The organism is Actinocorallia herbida (assembly GCF_003751225.1).
In the GTDB taxonomy this organism is placed as follows: Bacteria; Actinomycetota; Actinomycetes; order Streptosporangiales; family Streptosporangiaceae; genus Actinocorallia; species Actinocorallia herbida.
Map to the genome: position 1 here is coordinate 4,834,334 of NZ_RJKE01000001.1, position 26,055 is coordinate 4,860,388.

General features: G+C 71.5%; 29 protein-coding genes. 15 read left to right on the forward strand and 14 right to left on the reverse strand.

What is annotated here, in order from left to right:
• The first annotated feature begins 72 nt into the window (after nt 1–72).
• Genes EDD29_RS22225 through EDD29_RS22235 form a run of 3 tightly spaced genes read left to right on the forward strand, consistent with a single transcriptional unit; the run spans nt 73 to nt 2,208 of the window.
• Nucleotides 73–867 (forward strand): hypothetical protein, encoded by a 795-nt coding sequence (locus EDD29_RS22225; protein WP_123666270.1) that lies wholly within the window; start codon nt 73–75, stop codon nt 865–867.
• Complete coding sequence (locus tag EDD29_RS22230; RefSeq protein WP_123666271.1) at nt 854–1,417, forward strand: hypothetical protein; 564 nt, start codon at nt 854–856, stop codon at nt 1,415–1,417. Before EDD29_RS22225 ends, EDD29_RS22230 begins: the two co-directional genes overlap by 14 nt.
• The gene (locus EDD29_RS22235; protein ID WP_123666272.1) at nt 1,414–2,208 is read left to right on the forward strand and encodes a hypothetical protein; all 795 of its coding nucleotides are present in this window, start codon (nt 1,414–1,416) and stop codon (nt 2,206–2,208) included. Before EDD29_RS22230 ends, EDD29_RS22235 begins: the two co-directional genes overlap by 4 nt.
• Nucleotides 2,209–2,241: 33 nt before the next feature.
• Here the strand turns inward: EDD29_RS22235 and EDD29_RS22240 are convergent, their stop codons facing one another.
• Nucleotides 2,242–3,366 carry an alkane 1-monooxygenase gene (locus EDD29_RS22240; protein WP_123666273.1) on the reverse strand — a complete coding sequence of 375 codons (1,125 nt, stop codon included), beginning with the start codon at nt 3,364–3,366 and terminating at the stop codon, nt 2,242–2,244.
• Between the two features lie 87 nt (nt 3,367–3,453).
• On the opposite strand from EDD29_RS22240, the gene EDD29_RS22245 reads away from it, so the two are divergent.
• A complete protein-coding gene (locus tag EDD29_RS22245) occupies nt 3,454–4,047 on the forward strand; it encodes a TetR/AcrR family transcriptional regulator (protein ID WP_123666274.1) in 594 nt (197 codons plus the stop codon).
• Nucleotides 4,048–4,134: 87 nt separating this feature from the next.
• On the forward strand, nt 4,135–4,653 hold the full coding sequence (locus tag EDD29_RS22250) for a hypothetical protein (protein WP_123666275.1): 519 nt from the start codon (nt 4,135–4,137) through the stop codon (nt 4,651–4,653).
• A gap of 434 nt (nt 4,654–5,087) precedes the next feature.
• Here the strand turns inward: EDD29_RS22250 and EDD29_RS22255 are convergent, their stop codons facing one another.
• The 4 genes from EDD29_RS22255 to EDD29_RS22265 all read right to left on the reverse strand — a co-directional run bounded on the left by EDD29_RS22255 (nt 5,088) and on the right by EDD29_RS22265 (nt 8,029).
• Complete coding sequence (locus EDD29_RS22255) at nt 5,088–5,774, reverse strand: Crp/Fnr family transcriptional regulator (protein WP_123666276.1); 687 nt, start codon at nt 5,772–5,774, stop codon at nt 5,088–5,090.
• A 3-nt stretch (nt 5,775–5,777) separates the two neighbouring features.
• Nucleotides 5,778–5,969 carry a hypothetical protein gene (locus tag EDD29_RS44965; protein ID WP_148086050.1) on the reverse strand — a complete coding sequence of 64 codons (192 nt, stop codon included), beginning with the start codon at nt 5,967–5,969 and terminating at the stop codon, nt 5,778–5,780.
• A gap of 284 nt (nt 5,970–6,253) precedes the next feature.
• Nucleotides 6,254–7,093 (reverse strand): recombinase family protein, encoded by an 840-nt coding sequence (locus EDD29_RS22260; RefSeq protein WP_211359832.1) that lies wholly within the window; start codon nt 7,091–7,093, stop codon nt 6,254–6,256.
• Nucleotides 7,094–7,105: 12 nt separating this feature from the next.
• Entirely contained in the window at nt 7,106–8,029 is a 924-nt protein-coding gene (locus EDD29_RS22265; protein WP_148086051.1) for a hypothetical protein, read from the reverse strand.
• A gap of 193 nt (nt 8,030–8,222) precedes the next feature.
• Here EDD29_RS22265 and EDD29_RS22270 point away from each other — a divergent pair, with 193 nt between their 5' ends.
• Nucleotides 8,223–8,438, forward strand: a complete 216-nt coding sequence (locus EDD29_RS22270; protein WP_211359833.1) for a hypothetical protein — start codon at nt 8,223–8,225, stop codon at nt 8,436–8,438.
• A 198-nt stretch (nt 8,439–8,636) separates the two neighbouring features.
• Here the strand turns inward: EDD29_RS22270 and EDD29_RS48005 are convergent, their stop codons facing one another.
• Nucleotides 8,637–9,230, reverse strand: a complete 594-nt coding sequence (locus tag EDD29_RS48005) for a pentapeptide repeat-containing protein (RefSeq protein ID WP_211360327.1) — start codon at nt 9,228–9,230, stop codon at nt 8,637–8,639.
• Between the two features lie 37 nt (nt 9,231–9,267).
• On the opposite strand from EDD29_RS48005, the gene EDD29_RS22285 reads away from it, so the two are divergent.
• Nucleotides 9,268–9,483: an MFS transporter gene (locus tag EDD29_RS22285; RefSeq protein WP_211359834.1), complete on the forward strand. Its 216-nt coding sequence runs from the start codon at nt 9,268–9,270 to the stop codon at nt 9,481–9,483.
• Between the two features lie 116 nt (nt 9,484–9,599).
• On the opposite strand, the gene EDD29_RS22290 is transcribed toward EDD29_RS22285, so the two are convergent.
• Genes EDD29_RS22290 through EDD29_RS22300 form a run of 3 tightly spaced genes read right to left on the reverse strand, consistent with a single transcriptional unit; the run spans nt 9,600 to nt 13,932 of the window.
• Complete coding sequence (locus EDD29_RS22290) at nt 9,600–11,159, reverse strand: N-acyl-D-amino-acid deacylase family protein (protein ID WP_123666280.1); 1,560 nt, start codon at nt 11,157–11,159, stop codon at nt 9,600–9,602.
• A 17-nt stretch (nt 11,160–11,176) separates the two neighbouring features.
• Nucleotides 11,177–12,583 (reverse strand): Na+/H+ antiporter NhaC family protein, encoded by a 1,407-nt coding sequence (locus EDD29_RS22295; RefSeq protein WP_123666281.1) that lies wholly within the window; start codon nt 12,581–12,583, stop codon nt 11,177–11,179.
• Nucleotides 12,574–13,932, reverse strand: coding sequence for a type III PLP-dependent enzyme domain-containing protein (locus EDD29_RS22300; RefSeq protein ID WP_123666282.1), 1,359 nt, complete (start codon nt 13,930–13,932; stop codon nt 12,574–12,576). Before EDD29_RS22300 ends, EDD29_RS22295 begins: the two co-directional genes overlap by 10 nt.
• 134 nt (nt 13,933–14,066) lie before the next feature.
• Here EDD29_RS22300 and EDD29_RS22305 point away from each other — a divergent pair, with 134 nt between their 5' ends.
• Nucleotides 14,067–15,086, forward strand: a complete 1,020-nt coding sequence (locus tag EDD29_RS22305) for an Lrp/AsnC family transcriptional regulator (protein ID WP_211359835.1) — start codon at nt 14,067–14,069, stop codon at nt 15,084–15,086.
• A 43-nt stretch (nt 15,087–15,129) separates the two neighbouring features.
• On the opposite strand, the gene EDD29_RS22310 is transcribed toward EDD29_RS22305, so the two are convergent.
• Entirely contained in the window at nt 15,130–16,347 is a 1,218-nt protein-coding gene (locus EDD29_RS22310) for a sulfite oxidase (protein ID WP_246052928.1), read from the reverse strand.
• Nucleotides 16,348–16,453: 106 nt separating this feature from the next.
• On the opposite strand from EDD29_RS22310, the gene EDD29_RS22315 reads away from it, so the two are divergent.
• Together EDD29_RS22315 and EDD29_RS22320 are read left to right on the forward strand one after the other, a co-directional pair.
• The gene (locus EDD29_RS22315) at nt 16,454–16,942 is read left to right on the forward strand and encodes an RrF2 family transcriptional regulator (protein ID WP_123666284.1); all 489 of its coding nucleotides are present in this window, start codon (nt 16,454–16,456) and stop codon (nt 16,940–16,942) included.
• Nucleotides 16,943–17,018: 76 nt separating this feature from the next.
• On the forward strand, nt 17,019–18,221 hold the full coding sequence (locus EDD29_RS22320; protein WP_211359836.1) for an MFS transporter: 1,203 nt from the start codon (nt 17,019–17,021) through the stop codon (nt 18,219–18,221).
• 74 nt (nt 18,222–18,295) lie between these two features.
• Here the strand turns inward: EDD29_RS22320 and EDD29_RS22325 are convergent, their stop codons facing one another.
• Both EDD29_RS22325 and EDD29_RS22330 read right to left on the reverse strand, forming a co-directional pair.
• Nucleotides 18,296–19,333, reverse strand: coding sequence for a hypothetical protein (locus EDD29_RS22325; RefSeq protein WP_123666286.1), 1,038 nt, complete (start codon nt 19,331–19,333; stop codon nt 18,296–18,298).
• 1 nt (nt 19,334) lies between these two features.
• A complete protein-coding gene (locus tag EDD29_RS22330) occupies nt 19,335–19,838 on the reverse strand; it encodes a SigE family RNA polymerase sigma factor (RefSeq protein WP_123666287.1) in 504 nt (167 codons plus the stop codon).
• Between the two features lie 184 nt (nt 19,839–20,022).
• On the opposite strand from EDD29_RS22330, the gene EDD29_RS22335 reads away from it, so the two are divergent.
• From EDD29_RS22335 to EDD29_RS22355, 5 genes are all read left to right on the forward strand, one after another.
• Nucleotides 20,023–22,122: a carbon starvation CstA family protein gene (locus EDD29_RS22335; RefSeq protein ID WP_246052930.1), complete on the forward strand. Its 2,100-nt coding sequence runs from the start codon at nt 20,023–20,025 to the stop codon at nt 22,120–22,122.
• Entirely contained in the window at nt 22,119–22,292 is a 174-nt protein-coding gene (locus tag EDD29_RS22340) for a CstA-like transporter-associated (seleno)protein (protein WP_123666289.1), read from the forward strand. Before EDD29_RS22335 ends, EDD29_RS22340 begins: the two co-directional genes overlap by 4 nt.
• Before the next feature lie 357 nt (nt 22,293–22,649).
• Nucleotides 22,650–23,429: a hypothetical protein gene (locus EDD29_RS22345; protein WP_123666290.1), complete on the forward strand. Its 780-nt coding sequence runs from the start codon at nt 22,650–22,652 to the stop codon at nt 23,427–23,429.
• 99 nt (nt 23,430–23,528) lie between these two features.
• On the forward strand, nt 23,529–23,927 hold the full coding sequence (locus EDD29_RS22350) for a hypothetical protein (RefSeq protein WP_123666291.1): 399 nt from the start codon (nt 23,529–23,531) through the stop codon (nt 23,925–23,927).
• Entirely contained in the window at nt 23,924–24,118 is a 195-nt protein-coding gene (locus EDD29_RS22355) for a helix-turn-helix transcriptional regulator (protein ID WP_123666292.1), read from the forward strand. Before EDD29_RS22350 ends, EDD29_RS22355 begins: the two co-directional genes overlap by 4 nt.
• A gap of 33 nt (nt 24,119–24,151) precedes the next feature.
• Here EDD29_RS22355 and EDD29_RS22360 read toward each other — a convergent pair whose 3' ends face one another.
• Both EDD29_RS22360 and EDD29_RS22365 read right to left on the reverse strand, forming a co-directional pair.
• Entirely contained in the window at nt 24,152–25,390 is a 1,239-nt protein-coding gene (locus EDD29_RS22360) for a cytochrome P450 (protein ID WP_123666293.1), read from the reverse strand.
• Nucleotides 25,387–25,974: a TetR/AcrR family transcriptional regulator gene (locus EDD29_RS22365; protein WP_170201510.1), complete on the reverse strand. Its 588-nt coding sequence runs from the start codon at nt 25,972–25,974 to the stop codon at nt 25,387–25,389. The genes EDD29_RS22360 and EDD29_RS22365 overlap by 4 nt, the downstream gene beginning before the upstream one ends.
• Nucleotides 25,975–26,055 lie beyond the last annotated feature (81 nt).

Here is a 26,055-nt window from a genome sequence, read left to right on the forward strand (position 1 = left end):
CGGTGCGAATCTCCGGATGCATCCTGTGGGACGTATCAGCGTCGCATGTCATTCCCCGCACGGAGACCGACGATGACCGAACCCCTGAACCAAGAGCAGTTGCGGGACTCGCTGTTCGAGCGGTTCCTGCGACCGGGACCGCTGGCGATCGCGGACGTCGCCGAGGACGTGGTCGAATCCGACGCCGACCTGACGCCTCCCCCCGGCACGATCACCGTGTTCTTCGCCCGCGACCCGCAGGTGCTCGCCGAACTCGGCGCGGCGCTCGCCCTGAACGACGGCGCCGGGCTCGCCGCGGTGCGCGTCAGGGCCGACGAGGCCCGTGGCGCCCTGCCGGAATCGGACGACGCCGCGCGGTCGAGCGTCCACGCGGCCGGCACGGTCTTCGACGTGCGTTATGCGGGCCGGACCATCGCCGGGAACCGCGTCCTTCCCGAAGGGGAGCTCCTCGGGTCCGTCGTCCTGTCGTGGACCGGAGGGGCGCTGGACGACGACGCCTTCTCCGTCGTCGAGTACGGCACCGAGGAGCTGGCCGAGCAGGAGCTGGCCTACCAGGCGTACCGCCGCAGGCCGGTGCTGACCGAGCTCGAGCAGGCGATGCTGGAGCGCCTGCCGGCGGAACTGGCCGAGGTGAACCTGGGCACGATCACGGCGTCCGAGACCAAGACCATGGAGGAGATCGCGCGCATCGTCGAGCGCGAGGCCAAGCACGCGGTCCAGACCAGGACCTGCGGGCCGGAGAACCTCGACGCGCTCCAGGAGCTCATCGAGGGCGAGCTCATCTCGCCCGAGGCGTCGGTCCGCGAACTCGTGCGGGCGCGCCTGGACCTCATGACGCAGAGCAGACTCCGCCGTGCGGGCCGGTGACCTGGCCGGCCCGGCCGCCGTCGCCGGAGTGGGCGCCTGGATCCTTCTGACGGTCATCGCCAACCTGCCCCATGGTGAGAGCCTTCTCCTGCGGGTCTTCGTTCTCCGCCGGCTGCTGGCGCTGATCCCCCGCTGGTCGTTCTTCGCACCGGATCCGGTGCACAGCGACGTCAGCCTGCTTTTCCGTGACCGAATAGGGAACGGCGGGCTGTCCGTCTGGCGTGACACGAATCCGGGGTCCCGTCGTCCCTCGGTTCTCCGCCCGTTGTTCAATCCGGACGCCCGTTCTTTCAAGGCCGTGTCCGACGCGTCGAACGGTCTGATCGCGGCGGCCAGATCAGCCGGGCCCGGCACCCGGCCGCAGGATCTGTCGTTGAACGTCCCGTACCTGCTTCTGCTGAACCACGTCGCCGGATTCGGTATCGGCCCCGGCGTCGAGGCCCGGCAATTCGCGCTGGTCCGGCACAATCGGCACGAGCAGAGGATGGCCGTGGTCTTCGTCTCCGGCTTCCACGTCCTCGAGGCCGAGGATTCCAGCGCGGGGAGATGACCTTTCAGTTCGCGCTCTGCGCCTCCGCGGTCCTCGTGGGCTCGGCCGGCCTGATCCGCGCGCTCGAGGACTGGTGGAACCGCGCGGCCTTCGCCGACCACGGGATCATGTCGGCGGCCATCGTCGGCCTCCAGTGGGCCGGGCCGGGCGGTGCGCCGATGCGCGTCGCGGGGTCGTACGCCCTGGTCCGCCTCTGCATTCTCCTGCGTGTCGCGGCGGCGCTCGGGCTCGCCGCCGCACCCGTCCTGCCGACCGGCGCCGTGGCCGTGCTCCTCGCCGCCAACGCCTGCCTGCTCGCCTTCTTCCTGCTGCGCTGCGGCTACGGCGCCGACGGCGCCGATCAGATGCTCATCATCGTCTCCGTGGGCACGGCCCTGGCCGCGGGCCCGGCAGGCGCGGTCCGCGGCGCGGGGCAGTGGCTGATCACCGGGCAGCTCGTCCTCTCCTTCTTCATCGCCGGCGCCGCCAAACTGGCGGGAGCGGACTGGAGGTCGGGGCGGGCCCTTCGCGGCATCCTGACGACCGACCGCTACGGCACCCCGGCGCTCGGCCGCCTCGTGAGCCGCCATGGTGTCGCGACCCTCGCGCTGGGGTGGGGCGTCATGCTGATGGAGGTCTCCTTCCCCGTCACCCTCCTCGGGATCCGCGAGTTGACGCTGGCCTTCCTCGTCGCGGGCCTGGTGTTCCACTTCGGTGTCGCGGCGGCGATGGGCCTCAACAACTTCTTCCTCACCTTCGCCGCCGCCTACCCGGTCGCCGCCTACACCCTGGTCATGCCGCCCCCGCGTTGATCGGACCGGGAGCCGGGCACGGGCGGGCGCGCCTCACCCGGCCGCGCCGTAGCGGGCGCGGGCGGAGGGGTGGAGGTTAGTGCGGGTGAGGTCGCCGTCATAGTGGGCGAGGACCCGCTCGTCCATGACGTGCCGCCACAGCGGGGGCAGGTAGGCCAGGACGATCATCGTGGCGTAGCCGGACGGGAGCTCGGGCGCCTCGTCGAAGTGGCGCAGGGCCTGGTAGCGGCGGGTGGGGTTGGCGTGGTGGTCGCTGTGCCGCTGGAGGTGGTAGAGCAGCAGGTTGGAGGCGACGTTGTTGCTGTTCCACGAGTGGCGCGGAGCGCAGCGCTCGTACCGGCCGGACGCGGTGCGCTGCCGCAGCAGCCCGTAGTGCTCCAGGTAGTTGACGACTTCGAGCAGCGAGAATCCGAACACCGCCTGGATCAGCAGGTAGGGCAGGATCTCCGGGCCGAACCCGGCGAGCAGCGCGCCGAACAGCGCGAACGTCAGCGCCCAGGCGTTCAGCACCTCGTTGGACGCCCGCCACGGGCCCTTGCCCGTGCGGGCGAGGCGGGCCTTCTCCAGATGCCAGCCGGACCTCAGGGAGCCCCACACGCTGCGCGGGAAGAAGTGCCAGAAGGTCTCGCCGAGCCGCGCGCTGGCCGGGTCCTCGGGGGTCGCGACGCGGCGGTGGTGGCCGCGGTTGTGCTCGATGAAGAAGTGCCCGTACGCGGTCTGGGCGAGCGCGACCTTCGCCAGCCGGCGCTCGTGCGCCTCCGTCTTGTGGCCGAGTTCGTGCGCCGTGTTGATGCCGATGCCGCCCACCGCGCCGAGGGTGAGGGCCAGGCCCAGCTTGTCGGCCACCGACAGGCCGCCGTGCGCCCACAGCCAGCACCCCGCGATCAGCCCGGCGTACTGGAGCGGCAGGTACAGGTAGGTGCACCAGCGGTAGTACCGCTGCTCCTCCAGCGCGGCGATGGCGCTGTCCGGCGGGTTGGCGGCGTCCTTGCCGATGAGCTGGTCGAGCACCGGGAACAGGCCGAACAGGAAGACCGGCCCGGACCACCAGAAGAAGCCGGACCCGGTCGCCTCGGCGAGCCCCCAGGCGAGGAACGGGAACGACGGGACGAACAGCCCGAGCAGCCACAGGTACTTCTTCGGATCCACCCAGCCCATCGGACCTCCACTGGACATTTTCTAATAGATCTGTCCAGAAGTTAGACACTTTGCCCATCAAGTGTCAATGCCCACTAGGGTGGTGATGTGACGGAGTACAGGGCGTCGGTGCGGTCACTGCTCAAGGACCGGCTGCTCGACGCCGCCTATGCGCTGGTAACCGGCAACGGCTGGGACAGGCTGCGGATGTCGCACATCGCCACCACCGCGGGCGTCAGTCGGCAGACCGTCTACACCGAGTTCGGCGCCAAGGACGCCATCGGCCAGGCCCTCGTCATGCGCGAGGTAGAACGGTTCCTGGAGGGCGTCGCGGAGAACCTCGACGCGCACCGCGCCGACGCCCGCGCCGCCTTCACCGCCGCCGTCGCCTACACGCTCGTCGCCGCCGCGGACAACCCGCTGCTCAAGGCGATCCTCACCAGCGCACGCGGCGGCGACGAGGCTCTGCTGGCGCACCTGACCACCCGCTCCGAGCCGCTCATCGACTCCGCGACCGCGATGCTCGACGCCTATTCCGCCGACGCCTGGCCGCAGGTCGCCGCGGCCGACCGGGAGATGGCCGTAGAGGCCGCCGTCCGCCTCACCGTCAGCCACATCGTCCAGCCGGTCGCGGCCCCCGACACCACCGCGGCCCGCATCGCCCTCGCCGTCGTCCGCATCGCCCGCCTCCCCGAAGCCTGACCGGCCCGCGAGCACCGTCTCCCGCCAGCCGCACGGCGGGGTCGCGCCGACAAATAATCTCTTGGTCAACACCGTCATGATGGAGGGATGAGAATCCCGCACTACGGCCCCGGCGACCAAATACCACCCCCGGTTCTCGTCGCCGCTTGGTTCAAGATCGGAGATCTCGCGACGGAGCGAGTGCCGTTCTGGGCCGCTCATTGGATCGCCGACGGGATGGACGGGGAAGCCCTCGCGATCTTGGCCGGGATGGATGGGTCCGATCCTCATGAAGTCAGAGACCTCCTGCCTGCCGCACTCGCCGACACCCGGACTGCGGTCCCACATGAGATCTCCGATGCCGTCACGATCGTCTATCGGGATCTGGCACGGCTTCACCTGGCCGACAAGATCAGCGCCCGAGAGTTGATCTTCAAGGTCGCCGAGCTCATCGAGAACGCACACCCCGCTAGGGACTACCTCGATCAACCGCTGGGCGCCGCCAACGGCCTCGACTACGAATGGACCTGCGACCACTGCCGCACTCCAGAGGAGTTGACAAAGATCGTCCACGGCGCATGCCTTGCCCAGGTCAGACAGCAGCAGACCCCTCACCCCAGCGGCTGAGAACCGCACGAATCCCCGCGTTGACCCTCCGAACCCAAGGGCCAGAGCAACCGAGGAAGCCGAACGACCGCCAGGTCACCCTGAGGAACCTTCTGCGAACCACACACAGTCACCCCCGTCACCCACAGCTACCTGGCGGCCGGGGCCACGTTCGGAGGCTGCGGGCCTGGTCCGCACCCGCCGCTTCGCCTGGGCCGACCTGGTCTGCCACCCCGAACCTGGGAGTTCGTCGTCCGCAGGCAGCCGCGCCAGCGCCACGAACCTCATCCGGCTGACCCCGGCCCCGGCCACCGCGTCAGAACGGCCAGCCACGATAAGAGGCACCCACCGGGCTCCTTATCATGGCCGGCCGTTCCATTGCTGCTCAAACCCCGCGTCGGTGAGGACGCGAGGCCCTGGCGGTGGCCGACCCGCCTCCGCTCCACTCGGTCTGGCTACCACTCGATCTTCTTGATGTGGTCCTCAAGGCCTTCAGCGTCGAGGACGGTCGTGTGGCGCGAACGGGTTTTGATGTATCCGCGGACGCGATAGTCACGTAGGGCGCGGGCGACGGTCTCGCGGGAGGAGTCGATGCATGCGGCGAGTTCGGCCTGGCTCAGGGGAGGAATCCGGATTCCGCCGCCCTCGTCCGCGACGCCGGATTCTGCTGCCAGGGTCAGGAGGAGGCGACCGAGTCTGATGCGTCCGCTGTCTCCATGGAGGCCCATGATGCGGCCCTCGATCCCGCTGAGCCGGCCGTGGACGGCTCGGTACAGCGCTCTCCAGATGGCCGTGTGTTCTTCGAGGACGGCTTCGAACCGGGGCCGGGGAACCGCCAAGGCGGAGACGGGGTGCAGTGCGGTCACCGTGGTGGGCTCGGCGGCCTCAGTGATGAGGCTGACCTCGCCGACGATGTCGCCCGGCCCGAAAACGGCCACGACGAGTTCACGGCCTCGCTCGTCGACCGCGCTGGACTTGGTCCATCCGGATCGGATGACCGGTACGTGGTCGCTTTGTGAGCCCTGCCGCACCAGAACGTCCTCAACGGCGAACGACCGTATCCGGCCTGTCTGCACGAGGGTGTGCCGGGCTGGCTCCTCGAGCGAGCTCCAAAAGACCGAGCGGATGGTTTCGATGGCCACGGCTTACCCGTAGAGGGCGTAGAGAATCGCGGGGAAAGCGATGAGGACGGTCGCGACGGCGGTGAGCACGGCCACGGCTTTGCCGGGGTGGTGCTTGTACTCGCGGGCGATGAAGGCGACCAGCATGAAGAACGCGAGCGTGACGAGCGCGCCGGCCATGACCACAGCAGGGTCGGGCCCAGCAGCGTTGGGCATCGGTGGGGGAATTCCTTCCGGATCTACCAGGGGTTCGGACGCTCTCGCGCCCGCGAAGCCCTGGGATGCCGGGAAGTGAAGCTGTCGAAGCCCCGGTACCCCTCGCCACGAAGCGAGATTGAGCACGGCACTAAGAGACGATCGTCGTGAAATCCAGAGGCACCGGCATTGGACAGCGTCCAACAAAGGTATTGGTGGAATACAGGAGACGGAACGCTACGCATGCGCTCAACGAGAAGGAACGGGCGGTTGGGGGGACTCCCGGGCTTCGACCTCCGAGAGCCTCATCCCCAACCGCCGTCAGCGCCGAACCCCTGGTAGAGACCGAACGCTGTCAGCCCATAAAACATCTTTCCGGCAGGGCCGAGTGTGCTAATCGTGACACACATCCAGGCCGCAACCAGCTGCACCCCGGCACCCCTGCACGGTGTCTCACAGCTCCTTGCCGGCCTGGAGGGCGTCGTCGTCGTGGTCGCGGTCGTGGTCGCGGAGCATCCGCATGACGGTGGGGCGAAGGGGTGCTTGCCCGACTTGGCGCCGGTGGTGATGACGAGCTTGGCGGCGGACTCGCGCAGTGACAGGCCGTGGGTGCGGTGTAGGAGGGCCATGGCGAGCATGTCGGGGTCGGTGACGGCGCCGCCGCCGACGGTCTTGCCGCGGCCGAGGCGCTTGTGCTCGTGGGCGACGAGGGTGACCTCCAGGACCGTCTTGCGCATGTCCATCCCAAAGGCGATGGCCTTGTCGAGCTCGGGCCGGTGGGCCTGGCGGGTGGACACCTTCTCGGCGAACACCCTGCTCACCCCGGCAGCGGCCAGGGAGTCGAGCTGGGCGTCGTAGGACCGGCGAGCCGTGCTCGCGCGTGCGTAGCCGATCCTCGCCTTCCCCGACGGCGCGGCGTCGGCGGCCGCGGGGCGCGGCAGCCCCTCCCGCACCGATCCCGGGCGCCGCTCGGGCGGGACGATGGTGAGGACCTTGGCGAGCGACGGCACGAGCCGGAACCGGGCGGTGTAGTACTGGACGGCGACCTTGCCCTCGCCGGTTCTGCACAGTGGCCCTGCCGGGGCCGCGCAGATGGACATGGAGCAGTCGTGGGCCTCAACGAGACGGAAGTCGGGGATGCTCACGCACCCATTGTTTCATGAGTGTGTTTCATTAGATGGGACGTGACCCGTTTCTCGGGGAGAAAGGTAATGATTGAGCGTTCGGAATGCTTCGTCGCGCTGGTAAAGAGCTTTGTCGAGCAGTTTTTCGAGGTTTTCGATCCGGGCGAGTAGCTCGGCGTGCTCCGGCTTGCCCGTGGGATGGTTCGGATCGCCGGTGTTCTCGGGATCGTCGTCTTCAGGGTCGAGCGCTTGGAGGTGCTCGGTGAGTTCGTCGCAGCGGGCCCGCGCCTCGTCGCGCTCGCGCCGGGCTTGGGTGAGCTGCCTGGTGAGCTCTTCGATCTCGGTCTGGAGGCCGGCCGTGTAGTCGTCCTGTTCGGCGCGGATCCTGTCGTTCTCGGCTGAGAGCAAGGCCAAGCGGCCATGGTGCTCGTCAAGACGCGCGTTGAGGCCGTCGAGCTGTTCCTGGAGGTGCTGAGCGTGCTGGCGGGTGGCGCGGAGCTGGTCCGCGGCCTCCGCGAGTTCCTCCCGGACTTTCAGGACCCGGTATTCGTGTGGATGGGCAGCACCTAGTGCATCACGGTGAAGTTGAAGGAGCTGTTCACGCACGGCTTTGGGGACGGGGGTGCCCGCCGCGTCGCGAAGCGCGAACAGATCGTCCAGCAGCCGCTGGGTCTTGGGGACCCGCTTGCCGTTCAAGTACCGGGACAAGCTGCCCTTGTCCACGCCCTTGGTCAGGCAGAACAGGCCCGGGGAGATGCCGGTCGAGTCGAACAGTTCCCTCAGGGCGGCCGACCACGTCTTCACCTCGGGCCGGTTCTGCACCTCCGCACGCCCTCGCCCTTCCAGTTCGGCAAAGGCGCCGTCCTGCTTCCCGCGCTTGCGACGCTCCTCTTCCGCGAGCCTCGCGTGCTCCGCTTCCTCTTGACGCTTGGCGAGGAACTTGATGATCCGATCCACTTGCTCCTGCGTGGGGGTATCTCCCATGTGGCCATCATCGGGGCCCGTACAGCGTTCGGCGGCCATGTCGCCGGGAAACCGTTGCGGTACGTGGCGCAACGGTTCTCTCGGTTGCAGCGGGGCGCAACCTCAACCGAAGTGGCTTCCTGGAGGTAACCCGGCCGGGACATCCCCGGACCGGCCCATCTGCCCCATGGAGAAGACGATGCCCCGCCGCCCTGCCGAACCGTTGCTCACCGTCCGTGCCGCGTTGATCCTCGGCTTGGCGCTTATCGTCGGCGGCACGGCCGGCGCGCTGGCCGTCTGGGCAGGCGGCGCGCTGCCCGAAGCACTCCTGACTGCGGGCGCCGCCGCCGCGGGAACGATCAGCCTGCTCCACCAGATCATCGGCAACGACACTGATCGCTGAGAGCTCGGTGTTTCATAGGTCCGCGTCGTCGCCCCACATGGATGAGACGGCCTATGAAACGGCTTCGTCCCTGCTTGAGCCTCGGTGCCGGGGAGGCATCGGGCTGGAGCTCGGCGGCAAGATCGGCGAGCCCGGACTCCAGGCCGGCGGGTGAGCCGGCGGTGATCCACCACACCGGGTAGTACCGGCATCATGTGATCACGGCGAGGACTCCTCAGAGCCCTTCGCCGGCGGGCTGAACCGGGTCCCCTCGTCAGTGATGGCACCACGCTCCTGGACCTGCTCCACGGTCACGGCAACCCCGCTCAGGTCCGTTCCGCGCAAGTTCGTGCCGCGCAGCTCTGCCGCATGTAGATCCGCGTTGCTCAGGTCTGCGCCGCGTAGCTCTGCGTCGTGTAGGTCCGCGCCGTTCAGGTTCGCGCCAAGCAGGTTGATGGGATCGGTGTCGTGGTCTGTGCTAACGCGGCCGATGATGGTGAGGGCGTCTTGGAGATCAGGACGAAAGCGTCGTGGGCCGGGCGGGGCGACGTCCTCTTCTTCGCTTGGAACGGTGCGGGGTACGCGGGCGTCGGCGGAAGCGTCGGAGCCGTCGCCGGCGGGGACCGGGTAGGTGACGAGCCAGAGCAGCCGGTCGCGCAGGGTGTCGCGGACGGGATCGTCGATGCGGTCGAGGAGGGCGCGGGCCTGGGCGGACTCCGTGGCCCGGTAGTGGTCGAGGGCGCGCAGGAAGAGCGTGTGCTTGTCGGTGAAGGTTCGGTAGAGGCTGCTGGGCCGGAGTCCGGTCGGCGGGATCGTCCTGCTGCTGGTCTGGGGTCTGGCCTACGGCGGGGTGTCGGTGGGCCTGCAGACCTGGATGATCAGGGTCGCGCCGCGGGCCGTCGAGGCGGCCTCGGCGCTGTGGGTGTCGGTGTTCAACCTGTCGATCGGGCTCGGCGCGCTGGTCGGCGGCCTTGTCGTGGACGCGGTGTCGGCGCGCGGGGTGCTGTGGGCGGGCCGGGCGGCCCCGCCCACCGCGCGGGGGCATACGGCCAAGGGGACGTCGTAGGTGCCGGGGCGGAGGCCCGGGTGCCCGCCCGAGCCGTCATCGCCGTCGCACCGACCCGAGTGGAGGGCCGCCTGCGAGTGCCGGACCCGCGGGTCCACGGCCCGGGGGCAGGGTGGTCAGGGGTGGCGGAGGACTCGGCCGGGGCGGAGGCCGGTGGGGGTGCCGTCCAGGAGGGCGGGGCGGCCGTTGACGAGGACGTGGTCGATGCCGGAGGCGTAGGCGAGGGGGGCGGCGTAGGTGGCGTTGTCGGTGACGGTGGCGGGGTCGAAGACGACGAGGTCGGCGGCTCGGCCTTCGGTGAGGCGGCCGCGGTCGGTGAGGCCGAGGCGGTCGGCGGGCAGGGAGGTCATCTTGCGGATCGCGTCGGGGAGGCCGAAGGCGGCGAGTTCGCGGGTGTAGTAGGAGAGGGCCCGGGCGAAGGTGCCGTAGTGGCGCGGGTGGGGGTGGCCGCCCGCGGAGGTGTCGAGGTCCCAGCCGTCGCTCGCGACCGCGCTGCCCGGGTGGGCGAGGGCCAGTTCGACGTCGTCCTCGTGCATCGAGTGGTCCACGATGAACACCAGGGCCCGGTGGGACTCCAGGACGCGGAGCATCGCCTCGGCGGGGTCGACGCCCTCGTCCGCCGCGATCCGCGCGATGGACTCGCCCGTACGGTCCCGGTAGGGGCCTTCTGGGAGCGCGGCGATGACGATGCCGTCGGGCAGGAGGGTGCGGCCGAAGCGGGCGCGCACGTCGTCGGCGATCCGCGCCCGCGCCGCGGGGTCGGCCAGGCGTTCCAGGAGGGCGTCCGGCCCGCCGTCCATCGCCCAGGTGGGCAGGCGGGCGGTGAGCCGGGTGGAGGAGGCCGTGTAGGGGTAGACGTCGGTCGCGACGTCGACACCTTCGGCGCGCGCCCGCTCGATCAGCTCCAGGGCGTCGCCGACCTTGCCGTGGTTGGCGGGTCCGACGGCCTTGAGGTGGGAGATCTGGAGGCGGACGCCGCTGCGCCGGGCCGTGTCGAGCGCCTCGGTGATGGAGTCGAGGAGCCCGTCCCCCTCGTCGCGCATGTGGGTGGCGTACAGCAGGCCGTGCTCACGGGCGACCTTCGCGAGGGCGACGATCTCGTCGGCGTCGGCGTAGGAGCCGGGCGCGTAGATGAGCCCGGTGGACAGCCCGAACACGCCCTGCCGGGCGGCTTCGGCGAGGAGCGTGCGCATCGCGTCGATCTCCGCGCCCGTGGCCGCGCGCTGCGCCGACCCGATGACGGTCGCGCGCAGCGACCCGTGCCCGACGAGGGCCGCGAGGTTGACGGCGGGCTCGGCGCGTTCGAGGTGCGCGGCGTAGGCGGCGAAGTCCGGATACCCGACCCCGGTCGGCACGGTGTCGGTGCCGGTGCGGTGCCCGGACGGGAACGGCGACTGGCCGCAGTTCCCGGTGACGAGCGTGGTGACGCCCTGGTGCAGCGCGCCTGGCGCGGCCGGGAACACCTCGAGGGTGAAGTCGGCGTGCGAGTGCAGGTCGATGAAGCCCGGCGTGACGACCCGGCCGCGGGCGTCGAGTTCGCGGCCGGCGGTGGCGTCGGCGGTGGCCTCGCCGACGAAGGCGATGGTGTCACCGTCGACGCCGACGTCGGCGCGGCGGGCGGGCCCGCCGGTGCCGTCGATGACGGTGCCGCCGCGGACGAGAAGATCGAAGCGCATGGGGTTCTTTCCGTGGTTCAGGTCAGCAGGGTGAGGATCGCCGCGTACATCACGGCTCCGGGGACGAGGACGGCCCAGCCGACGAGCAGCAGGGTGCGCAGGCGAATCCCCTGGGCGACGCCGAGCGCGACGACCATGTTCGGGTTCGGGAACGGCCCGTAGGTGTCGGCCTTCGACCCCCACAGGTAGACCACCGCCCAGGCCGGGGCCGACAGCCCGACGGCGTCGCCCAGCGGGCCGAAGATCTGGTGGATGAGCACGATCTGGGCGGCGGTCGCGCCGGGCACGGCGACCCAGCCGAGGAGCGCGACGGCCAGGGCGAAGGCATACGCGGACAGTCCGGCGAGGGAGCCGCTCAGGTCGTCCATCAGGATCGCGTACGGGTCCAGGACGGTGACGAGGTCGAACAGGACGGCCAGCATCCAGAACAGCGCGACGATCGCCAGCACGCGCCGGAAGCCGTCCCAGAACCCCGCCAGGGCCTCACGCGCGGGCATGCGGGCCGCGAGCGCGGTGACGATCGTCATGACCGGCAGCGCGACGATCGGGAACAGCGCCCCCGCCCGGGTGATGGAGGCGGCCAGGACGGCGACGGCCAGTGCCGCGGCGAACGCGACGGCCGCGCGCCCCGCGGTGGCGGGCAGGGCCTCCCCTTCGGCCTCCCCGGTCCCGTCGGCCTCGGCGTAGCGGTCGCCGTCGTCGCGGGCGCTCGCGCGCTGGATCCGGGGCAGGACGAGGAAGGCGACCAGGTACGACAGGAGCGCCAGCGGCAGCCCGCACACCAGGAGGAACAGCGGGTAGGAGATGCCGGTCGCGTCGAAGATCGCGATGTTCGCGGGGGAGAACGGCGCGGTGGCCAGGCCGGCGCCCGCGCCGAGGAGCAGCGCGGTGGCGGTGGTGGAGCGGGTGAGCCCGGCGCGCGCGGCCACCGGCACGACGAGGGGCGCGATGACGGCCAGCGCTCCGGCGAGCGTGCCGAGCGCGAAGACCAGGACCAGCGCGGACGTCATGACGCCCAGCGCGATCGCCGACCGGCCGTCGGCCGGGAACATCCGCAGGACCCGCCGGACGAGCAGGGCGGCCCCGCCGGTGCGGCGCAGGATCTCGCCGAGCGCCGACCCCAGCGCGCACAGGACGCCGATGAAGAACACCGAGTCGCCGAACGCGCCGAGCAGCGTGGTGGCGGCGTCGACGGGCGCGGGCCGGGCGAGGAGGAGCCCGCTGAGGAGCGCGACGAAGGTCGCCCCGACCAGGTTCAGGCCGCCGATGGCCAGCGCGGCGTACACGCCGATGGGCAGCAGCCCCCAGGCGGTGGGCGCCTCGGCCGTCAGGCCCGCGGCGAAGGACACCGCGAGCAGCACGGCGGACACGCCGAGCTGGACCCTGCCGCGGACGGTGGGGGGAGGGGCGAGGGTCAGCGCCACGGGGCGGCCTCCAGGGCGAGCAGGTCGTCGGCAAGGTCGGCACCGGATTCGGCGAGGATCTCGGCGGTCGTCTGTTCGGCGCGGATCGTGGTGAACCGGACCTCGCCGCCCGCGGTGGTGAACCCGTGGACGGCGGGCCGGGTGACGTTGTTGTAGGACCAGTGGGCGGTGAAGGCGTAGCCGCCGGTGTCCAGCAGGGTGATCAGGTCCCCCGGTGCGAGCTCTGGCAGCGGCCGGTCCCTGGCGACGACGTCACCGGCGAAACAGCAGGGCCCGGCGACGTCGTGGGGCAGCTCCGCGGTGCCCTTGGGAAGCCCTTCCGCGGTGTAGGCCGCGACCCGCAGCGGCCACGAGTCGGGCATGAAGACGGTGCGGGTCGCGAGGTGGGCGCCCGCGTGGGTGAGGGCGATCCGGCGTCCCCCGACGTCCTTGACGTACTCCACGACGGCGGCGGTGAAGCCGTTCTTCGCGGTGACGGACCTGCCGAACTCCGTGACGAGCTCGTAGCGCCCGTCGAACAGCCCTGGGACGGCTTCGCGCAGCCAGGAGACGTAGTCGGCGTGCGACGGGGACATCGTGTCGCCGTCGAAGTCGACGGGCAGGCCGCCGCCGATGTCGAGGCCGGTGACGCGGCGGGTCCCGGCGCGGGCGTTGATCTCCTCGGCCAGGTCGTAGGCCGCGCCGACGCCCGCGGTGATCAGCTCGGGCGGGCAGCCCTGGGAGCCGACGTGGACGTGCAGCCGGGTGAGCCACGGGTAGGCGTCGAAGGCGTCGATGACGGCCTGGCGGGCGCCGGGGTCGGTCATCGGGACGCCGAACTTGGACGTCCGCGACGCCGTGCTCATCGCGGCGATCGTGCCCGCGCCGACCTGCGGGTTGAGGCGCAGGCCGAGCACCGAGGCCGACGGGACGGCGGTCAGCAGCGCGTCGACGCGGGCCAGTTCGGCGAGGTTGTCGGCGTTGATCGCGACGCCGAGGGCGAGGGCGCGGGCCAGTTCCGCGCGGGTCTTGACGGGCGAGTCCAGCACGATCCGGTCGGGGGCGAATCCCGCGGCGACGGCCAGGGCGAGTTCGCCGGGGCTGGCGACCTCACAGCCGAGCCCGGCCTCGGCCAGGAGCCGCAGGACCGGAACGAGCGGGGTCGACTTGGCGGCGAAGGCGTGCAGGACCGGGGCGTCGCCGAAGGCGGCCTTGAGATCGGCGACCGTGGTGAGCAGGCCGTCGACGTCGAGGAAACCCGCGGTGGGATGGTCGGGCCCGATGAGCCCGGCCCGGACGGCCGCCCGCAGGACGCGGTCCCGGCGGCTCGGGTCGGTCGCGGGATGGGGGACGGCGGTGGTGGCCTGCACGGTGGTGCGCTCCCTCGGCGTTGCTTGTGCGATTGCGCGCAAGACTCGACCCGGTCGGGGATTGGTCGGCGAAAATGCAGGGATCCGCAATCTCCGGCTTCACTTTCCCGATACGGCTCTGTCACAGTGGGTCCGTGCCGCCGGAATCCGTCGACGAGATCGACCTCGCCCTGATCAACGCGCTCCAGGTGACGCCCCGCGCCGACTGGTCGGCCCTCGGCCGCGCCCTGGGCGTCGACCCGTCCACGGCGGCCCGCCGCTGGGACCGGCTGCACCGCGCGGGCCTCGCCTGGGTGACCTGCGTGCTGGGGCCCGCCCTCCACGGCGGCTACTGCATGGCGTACGTCGAGATCTCCTGCGAGCCGGGCGCGGCCGAGCCCGTCGCGGTGGCCCTGTCGGCCCGCGCGGAGGTCCGCTACGTCTACCGGCTGACCGGCGAGCACGCCCTGCTCGTCGTGCTCGGGCTGCTGTCCCCCGCGGAACTCGCCGGGGCCCTGGAGCACCTCGTCGAACCGCTGCCCGGAGTGCGGTCGGTCCGCGCGGAGTTGCGCACCGCCGCGTACGGCGAGGCGAGCCGGTGGCGGCTGCGGAGCCTGGAGCCGTCCCAGCGGCAGGCACTCGGGTCCCCCTCCCCCGCCGCCCCGCCCACGCCCGTCGCCGTCGACGAGATCGACCGCGAGCTGTACCGGCTGCTGCACGAGGACGGCCGGATGACCTACGCCGCCCTGGCCGACCGGGCGTCGATCAGCGAGCCGACCGCGCGCCGCCGCCTGAAGCGCCTTCTGGCCACCGGCATGCTCCGGCCGCGCTGCGAGGTGGCCCAGTCGGTCACGGGCTGGCCCGTGACCGCGGTGCTGCGCGCCTCCGCCGCCCCTCGCGACCTCGACTCCGCGGGGCGCGCGCTGGCCACCCTGCCCGATGTGCGCTCGGCCTGCGCCCTGACCGGACCGCGCAACCTCCTGCTCGTGGTCTGGCTCCGCAGCGTGGAGGACCTGCCCCGCCTGGAGGCCCAGCTGACCGAACGCGCCCCCGGCGCCGTCCTCGCCGACCGGGCGGTGTGCCTGCGCACCCTCAAGCAGATGGGCCGCCTCCTGGACCCCGACGGCCGCGCCGTCGGCGCCACCCCGCCCAACACCGGCCCGCTCACCTGGTGACGCCGCGCCGGCCGGGGCCTCCCCGGCCGGCGCGGGCGCCCGGTCAGGCGACGGTGACGGGGTGGCGGACCACGGCGCCGAACTGGTAGCCGAGGGTGTTGTGCGGGCTGACGTCGGGCTGGACGTTGCCGTGCTCGTCGGTGGCGCGGGCGCGCAGGGCGTAGGCGCCGGCGGCGGGGCGGCGCCAGCGGAAACGCCACCGCTGCCAGGCGGCGGAGCTGTGGGACCGTTCGAGTTCGGCCCGCTCCCAGGTGGCTCCGTCGACGCTGATCTCGACCCGGGCGATGCGGCCCGCGCCGGACCAGGACCTGCCGTGCAGCACCTCGGTGCGGCCCGCGGTCAGGGTCGCGTTCCACGGCAGTTCGAACGCGCTCTTGACGTTCATCACGGTGAGCGGGGCGCTGCCCTCGGGCGGGTAGGTCTCGCCGAACATCCGGTAGAAGCTCGTGTTCCAGGGCGAGAACAGCGGCTCGTTCGCGACCTGGAGGTCGCCGAGCCACTTGATCGACGCGCTGCCGACCCAGCCGGGCACGACGAGCCGCACGGGGAACCCATGGTCCGGAGGCAGCGGCTGCCCGTTCATCTCGTACGCGACCAGGACGTCCTTCAGCGCCTTCTGCACCGAGAGCGGACGGCGGACCTTGCCGAGGTTCACGCCCTTGTCGATGTAGTCGGGGTCGAGGCCGGAGGGCAGCACGTCGACCGCGTCGTGGGTGAGCCCGGCCCGGCGCAGCAGCGTCGAGAGCCGGACGCCGCGCCAGCGCGCCACCCCGACCGCGCCGAGCTTCCACCCGGTGCCGGAGACGGTCTGGCCCTGCTGGGAGGTGTAGAAGCTGCGGCCGTTGCCGGTGCACTCGATCGAGGCGACGAGAGACTCGCCCTTGAGCGCGCGCAGCTCGGCCAGGCCCAGCTCGAGCGGGGTCCGGACGCCGCTGCCCCAGATCCGCAGCCGCCACGCCGCCGCGTCGATGAGCGGGGTCGAGACGTGGTTGCGGACGAAGAAGCGCTCGTTCGGGGTGAGGAAGCCGAGTCCGCGCACGGCGTCCCACTTCATCTCGGCGTTGGTGCCGAACGCCGTGAACCATTCGGGCGGCAGCGGCTTCACGATCGGCCCGTCGGCCCGTGCCGCCGTCGCCGTGCCGCCGACCGCCGTCAGCGCGGCCGCCGAGGCGACCGACCCCTTCAGCATCCCGCGCCGCGACAGTTCCGCGAACTGCCCGGCCCGCACCCGTTCGTACACACCCTCATCGGTCAGGTCCATGCCCGCGATCATGAGCACCGGCGGGACAGATGTCAACCAATAAGGTCGATTAAATCGGTTTGCACCCGGGTTGCCATCGCCAATCGGGACATCTAATATCCTGGTTATGAGAATGAGCTCCGGGGTCGAGTGGGGAGTGCACTGCTGCCTGACGCTCGCGTGGCTCGAAGGAGAAGGGCCGGTGTCGACCGGCAGGCTGGCCGCGTGGTTCGACGTGCCGACGGAGTACCTCAAGAAGCAGCTTCAGGCACTGACCCGGGCGGGGATCCTCGAATCCACGCCGGGGGTCCAGGGTGGTTTCGCTCTCGCGCGCAGGCCGGAGAGCATCACGCTGATGGACGTCGTCACCGCCCTCGAAGGCGCCGACGAGTTGTTCCGCTGCACGGAGATCCGGCAGAGCGGGGTGGGCGGTCTCGGCGGCGGTGACGAGTTCCGCCGGCCCTGCGGCGTGTCCGCCGCGATGCTGCGCGCCGAACTCGCGTGGCGCCGGGAGCTCGCGGCGCAGACGATCGCCGACCTGATGTCGGCCAGCCCCGAGGCGAGCGCGGAGCGCACCAGGCGGCGTTACCGGGAGATGAGCCGGCCGCTGCCCTGACCGGGCGCACACCGAACGCCGGCAGGCGCGCCTGCCGAGAGACCACTGCGCCGAAACGACCGAACACAGGACCTGAATGAGGATGAAAAATATCCCGAATAGCTCGCCGACCGAGGCCGACGGCCAGGGCGTCCGCGGGCTGTCATCGACGGCGGTGCTCGCGCTCGGCACGTTCGCGGTCGGCACCGACGCCTTCGTCACGGCCGGCTTCCTGCCCTCAATCGCGAGTTCCCTTCACGTCACACCGAGCGCGGCCGGACAGTCGATCACCGTGTTCGCGGTCGCGTACGCCGTGCTCTCGCCGACCCTCGCGACGGCGACCGCGCACGTTCCGCGGCGCCTCCTGCTCGTCTCGGCGCTCGTCGTCCTCGGCCTGGCCAACGTGGGCTCGGCGGTCGCGCCGGACTTCGCCTTCTTCCTGGGCTCGCGGGTCATCGCGGCGTTCGGCGCGGCCGCGTACACACCGGCGGCCGGCGCGGTGGCCGCGGCACTCGTCAGACCGCAGGAACGGGCGCGCGCACTGGCAGTGGTGATCGGCGGCCTGACCGCCGCGACGGCGCTGGGCATCCCGCTGGGCGGCCTCGCCGCACGAGCCATGGGCTGGCAGGCCGCCCTGGGCCTGGTCGGCGCGGTCTGCCTCGCCGTCGCCGTCGCGCTGCGCCTGAGCATGCCGAGCCTGCCGGGGAGTCCGCGGACTCCGCTGCGTGCTCGACTCGCCGTGCTGCGCCGTCCCGGCGTGCCGGCCGTGCTGCCGTTGACCGTCTTCGGCATGGCGGCGAGCTACGTCGTCTACGCGTACAGCGTGCCGGTCCTCGGCGCCGTGGGCACCTCGCCGTCGATGATCGTCTGGATGCTGTTCCTCTACGGGCTGGGCGCGGTGATCGGCAACCTCGCGGCCGGCTTCGCCACCGATCGGTGGAGCTCGATCCACGTCCTCACCGCCGGATACCTCGCCATGGCGGCAGGACTCGGAGTCCTCTCCTGGGCCGCCGCGACCGGGACCGAGTGGCCCGCCCTCACCGGTCTGCTCATGCTGGTCTGGGGCGCGAGCAGCTGGTGCCAGACCCCGCCGCAACAGCATCGCCTCATCGCCCTGGCCCCGCACGAGACACCCCTCGTCGTCGGCCTCAACGCCTCCGCGATCTACCTCGGCATCGGCCTCGGCACCCTCCTCGGAGGCCTCATCCTGCCCGCGGGAGTGCCCTGGGCGACCGCCGCCGCCGCCCTCCTCGCCCTCCTCGCCCTGCTCCACCTACAGAAGACCAAGCACCACGGGTGAGCGCGGTGGCGAACGCCGGGACGGCGCCGCCGGGTGCGCGGGCGCCGTCCCAAGCCCAGGTGAAGGTCAGGGGATCATTCGTAGACCTTGAGGGTCCACGCGCCCATCGGGTCGGGGTGCTTCATCAGGCGTGCGATCGCGGCCTTGTTCGCGGTCGGGTTCGCTGAAGCCGGGAAGACCGCGATCTCCAGCCGCCCGGGTCCCGCCGACCAGTGGACGCCGGACGATTCGGCCGCCTCGCACGGGATCGGCCGGGAGATCCTGCCGTCGAGCCAGGTGACGGCCCAGGCGGCGCCTTCGGCGCAGACCAGGTGGAGGTCGACGCCGTGGCCCTCCGTCCGCACCGGGGTTCGGCGGGAGTCGGCGGTGCCGGTGCGCGTCGAGAGCGGTTCCCGGCCCGCGGCGGGGTCCTCGGGCTCCCGCGGACCGGGGTGCTCCTTGAACTCCTCAACGGACTGACAGTGCGGGCTGGTGCAGGTCCCGCTGTAGACCGCCACGGTCCAGCCCCCGTTCTCCCGCGCGGCTCCCGCCAGGTAGCGGTCGGCGGAGTCCGCGTCGGAGATATCGGACCTGACACCCTCTCCGGTGGCGAACAGATCCATCGAGACGGGCACTCCGGCCGTGGTGTCGTGGTAGCTGGAGCCGCCGTTGGGCTCGGTCGGGGGCGTGTCGGGCGTCGGAGGGGAGCCGCACCCCACCGCGCCGACTCCCCGCTGGTAGACCGCGCCCGGCTGGTCGCAGCGGAAGATGATCAGCGAGGTCGGGCCGGTCGGGGTGAACGTCAGGTGCGCGGGCCGGTTGAGCACGTCGTACTTGACGGCGGTCACCAGCCTCATGCCCTCCGCGCTCTCGGGAAGACCGGTGACGGGGCGGCCGCTCAGCGGCGGGGTCGGGCCCGGCTGGACGAACTGCGACGTCGTCCCCTCGGAAGAGGGCAGGAACGCGAACACGGCGCCGACGCCGAGGGCGACCGCGGCGGCCCCTGCCGCCAGACGGCGACGGCGACTGCGCCCGACTCGTCGCCGGACCAGGTCGAGACGGTCGGCGGGATGGTCCATCCCGTCCCCCGCGTCCTCCATGACCGCGCGGAGATCCCGCATGCTGGGTGACATCTCAAAGGCTCCTGTTCGCGACGGTCTCGACGATCTCCGGGTCGATCCGGAGCTTGGCGAGGGCCTTGCTGGCCTGGCTCTTCACGGTTCCGGCCGAGCAGCCGAGGATGCCCGCGACCTGGGCTTCGGTCAGATCCTCGAAGAAGCGGAGCACCAGCACGGTCCGCTGGCCCCGGGGCAGCCGGCCGAGCGCGGCCCAGAGGAACGCCCGGTCGTCGGCGTCGCCCGTCGTGTCCGGCGACTGCGTGAACGGAAGCGGCTCGGCCACGGGGATCTCGCCCCGCCAGCGCCGCCGGGTCCAGGAACTGTGCGTGTTGACCATGATCCGGTAGACGTACGGATCGGGGTCGTTCTCGATCCGCCGCCAGGCCGTCCAGGCTTTCGCCAGGGCCGTCTGGAGCAGGTCCTCGGCCAGCGCCCGGTCTCGGCAGAGCAGGTACGCGATGTGCAGCAGCCTTGGCGAACGCGCCCGTACGTAGGTCGCGTATTCGGGGGGTTCCCGCATCTGTCAGCCGCCTTCCTCAGGACTCCGTGACTAAAGACAGCCGAGGTCCGCCGAAAGGTTGCCCGGACCGGACGGGGACGGCGCGTCGTCCGGGGCGGGCTTGGCCAACCTTCTCGATCCGTGATCGCGATGTCGCTTCGTGTGATGTCATGGCGGGCGGTGGCAGGCTCGGGGGAGGTTCGTGGTGCGGGAGAAGGCCGTCTGGGTTCTGGTCGGGGCGGGCGGGGCGCTGGCGTGGACGGTGCTCGCGGTCGCGCGGGGGGAGCGGGTGTCCGCGGCCTGGATCCTGTTCGCGGCGCTCGCGTCGTACGCGATCGCCTATCGGTTTTATGCCCGGTTCGTCACCTATCGGGTGCTGCGGCCGGACGACACCCGGGCCACGCCCGCCGAGTCGAAGAACAACGGGATCGACTTCCACCCGACCGACCGGCGGGTGCTGTTCGGCCACCACTTCGCGGCCATCGCGGGGGCGGGGCCGCTGGTCGGGCCGGTCCTCGCCGCGCAGTGGGGGTATCTGCCCGGGACGCTGTGGATCATCGTCGGGGTCGTCTTCGCCGGTGCCGTCCAGGACCTCGTGGTGCTGTTCTTCTCGATGCGGCGCGGCGGGCGCAGCCTCGGCCAGATGGCCAAGGACGAGATCGGGCCCGTCGGGGGCGTCGCCGCGCTCGTCGGCGCCCTGTCCATCATGGTCATCCTGCTGGCGGTGCTGGCCCTCGTCGTCGTGAACGCCCTCGCGCACTCCCCCTGGGGCGCCTTCTCCATCACGATGACGATCCCCATCGCCCTGCTCATGGGCTTCTACCTGCGGTACCTGCGCTACGGCCGGGTCCTGCGGGCCTCCGCCTTCGGCGCGGTCCTGCTCGTCCTGGCGGTGGCCGCCGGGAGCCTGGTGGCCGACTCCCGTTGGGCCGACGCGTTCACCTGGTCGCCCGAGACGCTGACGTTCGCCCTCGTCGGGTACGGGTTCGTCGCGTCGGTGCTGCCGGTCTGGATGCTGCTCGCGCCCCGCGACTACCTCAGCGCGTTCATGAAGATCGGCGTCGTCGCGATGCTCGCGGCGGGCATCCTCGTGGCCCTGCCGGATCTGCGCACCGAGGCGTTCACGTCCTTCGCCCGGACGGGTGACGGCCCTGTCGTCGCCGGGGCGCTGTTCCCGTTCGTCTTCATCACCATCGCGTGCGGCGCGCTGTCGGGCTTCCACGCGCTGGTCTCCAGCGGCACCACCCCGAAGCTCCTGGAGAAGGAGTCCCAGGTCCGGGTCATCGGATACGGCGGCATGCTCACCGAGTCCTTCGTCGCGGTGATGGCGCTCATCGCCGCGTGCGTCATCGACCCTGGGCTGTACTTCGCGATGAACATGCCCGCCTCGGTCCTCGGGCCCACCCTGGAGTCGGCGTCCCAGGCCGTCGCGGGCGTCGGGTTCACCATCTCCCCCGAGCAGCTGGCGCGGGCCGCGGAGTCCGTCGGCGAGACGACCCTCGTCGCCCGGACGGGCGGCGCGCCCACCCTCGCGGTCGGGATCGCGGACATCTTCGCCTCGGTCGGCGGCGCCAAGGCGTTCTGGTACCACTTCGCGGTGATGTTCGAGGCCCTGTTCATCCTGACGACGGTCGACGCGGGCACCCGCATCGGCAGGTTCATGCTCCAGGACACCGTGGGCAACGTGTGGCGGAGGTTCGGCGACGTGAGCTGGAAGCCCGGGGTGTACCTGTCGAGCGCGGTCGTCGTCGCCGCCTGGGGCTGGTTCCTGTGGGCGGGCGTCAAGGACCCCCTCGGCGGCATCAACCAGCTGTTCCCCCTGTTCGGCATCGCCAACCAGCTGCTCGCCGCGATCGCCCTGATCGTCTGCACGACACTGCTCATCAAGTCGGGCCGCGCCCGGCACGCGTGGGTGACGCTGGTCCCGCTCGCCTGGGACGTCGCGGTGACGCTCACCGCGGTCTGGCAGAAGGTCCTGTCCGGCGACCCGCGGATCGGCTTCTTCGCCCAGCGCGACCTCTACCAGGACGCGCTCGACGCGGGGAAGACCTCGCTCGGCAGCGCCGGGTCCGTCGACGCGATGGAACAGGTCGTCCTGAACTCCACGGTCGACGGCGTCCTCGCGGCCTTCTTCGCCCTCGTCGTCATCGTCGTCCTCGCCGACGCCGTCCGGGTCTGGCTCACCGCGCTGCGCCGCCGCACCACGACGACGACCGAGGACCCCTATGTCGCCTCCGACCTGTGGGCCCCCTCCGGCCTGCTCCCCACCCGCACCGAACGCGAACACATGAAGACCGCCCCGTGACGCCCCAGCTCCGCACCTTCTGGCGTCTGCTCCGCGAGTTCACCGGCGACCGCGCCTACGAGCACTACCTGGAACACCGCGCCGCCGCCCACCCCGACGAGCCCGTCCTGTCGGAGAAGCGCTTCTGGCACCTCCGCAGCGACTCCCGCCCGCCCTCCGGCTGCTGCTGACGCGCCCCCGACGCGGTCGCGGGCCACCAGGCGGCGCTCGAAGGCCGCGTCGTCCCATCCCCCCATCCCTACCGCAACGAACCGCCGCACGAGCTCCCGAACCCGGTCATCCCCATCTCCATGGCGCCGCGTCCTAGGCCGTCGGATGCCGCCCGGACGTCCGGCCGGGGCGGGCGGGTAGGCGCCGGGGGTGAGGGGGGCGGGACGGGTCATGCTCGGGAACCAGGCCCGGATCGTTTTCTGCGGCGATGTGCGAGCGGGCGGGTGGGCGGGAGGATCCGCTGAGGTCATGGTTCGCACAGTGGAGGTTCGATGTCGGGTCGAGTGGCTTCGGCACGGTCCGCGGGACGCCCCTGGGTGCTCGCGCTTGTGGCGGTGGCGTCGGCGTGGGCGTTCGTCGTCGCGCCCCGGGTCCTGGCCGGGGTGGGGACGGGGACCGGGTTCGGGGGGCGGGCGGAACTCGTCGAGGCGATGTCGGCGTCGTTCGACGGGTACTGGGCGTCCGGGCGACGGGAGCCGGCGGCGGGGCTGGCGAGCGTCATCGAGTACTGGGCGCGGTATCACGTGGCCAAGGCGGCGCTCGCGGGCATGCTCCTCGCCGTGTTCGGCCTGCTCGCCGTCCGGCTCTGGAGGGCGTACGCGCGAAGCGGCGGATCCGGAAGGGGGCGGCGAGCGGCGCTCGCCTCGGGTGGCGGCGCCGCCGCCGGGCTCGCGGTGTTCGCACTGGTGACGGTCATGGCCAACGTCCAGGGCGCGATCACGCCTTTCGCGTCGCTGCTGCCGATGCTGCCGGCCGACGGGACGCTCGCCGAGGCCCGGCGGAACCTGGCCGCGGCGCCGGGCGGACCCCACCCGCCCGCCCTGGACCTGATGATCGAGGACTTCGCCCGCTACCACGCGGTGATGGCGGTGATCGCCGCCGTCGTCGCGGCGGCCCTCCTCCTCGGCGGCGCCCTGCTGTGGCGCGCGACGGCGCGCACCGAGCGCTCGGCTCGATCGGCCAGGCGCGTGCTCGGAACCTTCGGGATCCTCGCGGCTCTCCTGGCGGCGGCCCTGGTCGTCGTCGCCGTCGCCAACACGGGCACCGCCGCCGATCCGTCCCCCGCCTTCCTCGCCTTCCTCGAAGGCGGCTGGTGAGCCGGACCGGTACCGCTCGATGTCAAGCACGCTTGACACCACCGAGAGGCGGTGCCTACCGTGTCAAGCACACTTGACATCGCGTCGGCGGAGGCACCCGTGCAAGTACTCAACGAGATCAAGGCGACCGCCCGGCTCGCGCTCTGGACGTGCGCCTGGGCGGCGAGCCTCGCCCTCGCCAAGTTCGGCCCCCGGCTCCTGTGGGACCCGCCTGCGCACGTGACGAGCTGGGCCGCCGTCGCCGTCAATCTCGCCGTCGGCATCGGCTGGATCGTCGTCTTCACGCGCTTTCTGCACACCGTCGACGAACTGCAGCGCAAGCTCCTGCAGGACGCGCTGGCGATCACCCTCGGCGTGGCGTGGGTCGTCGGATTCGCCTACATCGTCGCCGACACCGCGGGCCTCGTCGCCCGCGGCGTCGACGTCGCCGTCCTTCCCGCGCTCATGGGAGCCGTCTTCTTGATCTCGTTCCTCATCGGTAAGATCCGCTACCGATGAGGAACCGCATCACGGACCTTCGCGCCGAACGCGGTTGGACGCAGGCCGAGCTGGCCCAGCGGGCCGCCGTGTCCAGGCAGACGATCAACGCCATCGAGACGGGGAAGTTCGACCCCAGCCTTCCCCTCGCCTTCCGCCTCGCCCGGCTCTTCGCCCTGACGATCGAAGAACTCTTCCTCGACGAGCAGTGACGCGCGGGCCCGCTCGCCCTTCGCGGGACCGGGTCAGCCGGGCTGGGCCGTCGCGACCGGGTGCGCGGGGACGGTGGCGGGCCGGACGGTGACGGGGAGGGTGCGCAGGCCGCGGAGTACCGGGCTCTGGATGCGGGTCGGGGGGCCGGCGGGGGCCAGGTGGGGGTGGCGGCGGGCGAGGGTCTCGAGGGTGACGCGGGCTTCGAGGCGGGCCAGGGCGGTGCCGATGCAGTAGTGGATGCCCGAGCCGAACGCGATGTGGTCGTTGGAGGGGCGGTCGAGGCGGAAGGCGTCGGGGTCGGCCCAGTGGCGGGGGTCGCGGTTGGCCGCGCCGAGCAGGGGCAGGACGCGCGCGCCCTGCGGGATCGTGACGTCGCCGATCACCACCTCGGTGGTGGTGATGCGGAGCAGTCCCTGGGCCGGACCGTCGTAGCGCAGGGTCTCCTCCACCGCGGCGGAGGCGAGGCCGGGGTCCTCGCCGAGCCTGCGCCACAGGTCGGGGCGGTCGAACAGGGCGAGCATGGCGTTGGAGATCAGGTTGGTGGTGGTCTCGTTGCCGGCGACGAGCAGCAGGATGCAGAAGTTGACGAGCTCGCCGAGGGTGAGGGCGTCGCCGTCCTGGTCGCGGGTGGTGAGGAGGCTGATGAGGTCGTCGCCCGGACTGCGTCGCCTGCTACGGACGGTCCGCGCGAAGAACCAGGAGATGGCGATCGCGCTTCTCGCCATCTTGAGCCTGCTGCCGCCGGTGAGCAGACCGTCGACGAGCTCGTCCGACCAGCGTTTGAAGTCGTCGCGGCGGGCGGCGGGAATGCCCATCATCTCGGCGATGACGATGGTCGGCAGCGGGGAGGCCAGGTCGCGCACGAGGTCGCCGTCGAGGTCGTCGACGAGCTGTTCGGCGATCTGCCTGATGCGGGGTTCCAGTGCGGCGATCCGGCGCGGGGTGAAGGCCTTGGCGACCTTGCGGCGCAGCTGGGTGTGGTCCGGCGGGTCGCTGGTCAGCAGGGTCCGGGCGGGCGGGAGGCGGTCGAGCAGCCGGGAGAGTGCGCGCGGGGACCGCAGCGCCGGGTTGAACGGGTTGTCGTCGGCGTTCCCGAGGTCGGAGGAGAAGCGCCGCGCGTCGCGGAGCACGGCCAGGACGTCGTCGTGCCGGCTGACGAGCCAGAGGTCGTTGGTGGTGCCGTAGTGGACGGGCGCGACGTCGCGGAGCCAGGCGTAGACGGGGTAGGGATTGGCGATGAAGTCGGGGTCGTTCAGATCGAACGCGGTCATGGCGGTGCTCCGATCGCGGTCATCAGCGTGGAAACCCATTGCCGTACATAGCGGTCGTCGTCCATGCCGAACGGCCGAGCGCCGTGGATGTGCGTGACGATCCAGTAGTTCTCGATGGCGCCGAGCCAGATCGTGGTGACGGCCTCGAAGTCCGGGCCGGGCCCGGGCGCCTTTCCCGCCAGCCAGCCGGCGAGGAACTCGTGCGACCGGGCGAACAAGCGTTCGCGGGCGTCCTCCATCACGGCCGGGAACTGCTCGCACTCCTTGGCCATCACCCGGATCAGGTCGCGCCAGTCGTTCAGCAGCAGCAGCGAGCCGCGCGCCAGAAGCGTCAGCTCGGCCTCCAGATTGCCCAGGGAGAGCATCGGAGCGAGCGCGAAGCCCCTCTCCGCGGTGGCGATGGCGCGCTCGACCGCCGCGGCCATCACCTGTTCCTTGGACCCGAAATGCGTGTAAAGGGAGCCGGAGTGAGGTGACAGTCCGGCGGCCGCCTCGATCGCCGCGACGGACGTCCCGGCGTAGCCGCGCTCGGCGAACAGCCGAAGCGCCTCATCCAGGATCCGCGTACGCGTCCCATCGGCCACCGGGTTCTCCAATCAATCACTTGGATGACCCGACGGTACGCCTCCCTCCAAATAGACGCAAGCGTCTCTTTGAAAATCGCG

Coding starts and splice junctions, on each gene's coding strand:
- EDD29_RS22225 (WP_123666270.1), top strand. CDS start 73: ATGACCGAACCCCTGAACCAAGAGCAGTTGCGGGACTCGCTGTTCGAG.
- EDD29_RS22235 (WP_123666272.1), top strand. CDS start 1,414: ATGACCTTTCAGTTCGCGCTCTGCGCCTCCGCGGTCCTCGTGGGCTCG.
- EDD29_RS22240 (WP_123666273.1), bottom strand. CDS start 3,366: ATGGGCTGGGTGGATCCGAAGAAGTACCTGTGGCTGCTCGGGCTGTTC.
- EDD29_RS22250 (WP_123666275.1), top strand. CDS start 4,135: ATGAGAATCCCGCACTACGGCCCCGGCGACCAAATACCACCCCCGGTT.
- EDD29_RS44965 (WP_148086050.1), bottom strand. CDS start 5,969: ATGCCCAACGCTGCTGGGCCCGACCCTGCTGTGGTCATGGCCGGCGCG.
- EDD29_RS22270 (WP_211359833.1), top strand. CDS start 8,223: ATGGAGAAGACGATGCCCCGCCGCCCTGCCGAACCGTTGCTCACCGTC.
- EDD29_RS22290 (WP_123666280.1), bottom strand. CDS start 11,159: ATGCGCTTCGATCTTCTCGTCCGCGGCGGCACCGTCATCGACGGCACC.
- EDD29_RS22310 (WP_246052928.1), bottom strand. CDS start 16,347: ATGGACCTGACCGATGAGGGTGTGTACGAACGGGTGCGGGCCGGGCAG.
- EDD29_RS22315 (WP_123666284.1), top strand. CDS start 16,454: ATGAGAATGAGCTCCGGGGTCGAGTGGGGAGTGCACTGCTGCCTGACG.
- EDD29_RS22320 (WP_211359836.1), top strand. CDS start 17,019: ATGAGGATGAAAAATATCCCGAATAGCTCGCCGACCGAGGCCGACGGC.
- EDD29_RS22325 (WP_123666286.1), bottom strand. CDS start 19,333: ATGTCACCCAGCATGCGGGATCTCCGCGCGGTCATGGAGGACGCGGGG.
- EDD29_RS22330 (WP_123666287.1), bottom strand. CDS start 19,838: ATGCGGGAACCCCCCGAATACGCGACCTACGTACGGGCGCGTTCGCCA.
- EDD29_RS22355 (WP_123666292.1), top strand. CDS start 23,924: ATGAGGAACCGCATCACGGACCTTCGCGCCGAACGCGGTTGGACGCAG.
- EDD29_RS22360 (WP_123666293.1), bottom strand. CDS start 25,390: ATGACCGCGTTCGATCTGAACGACCCCGACTTCATCGCCAATCCCTAC.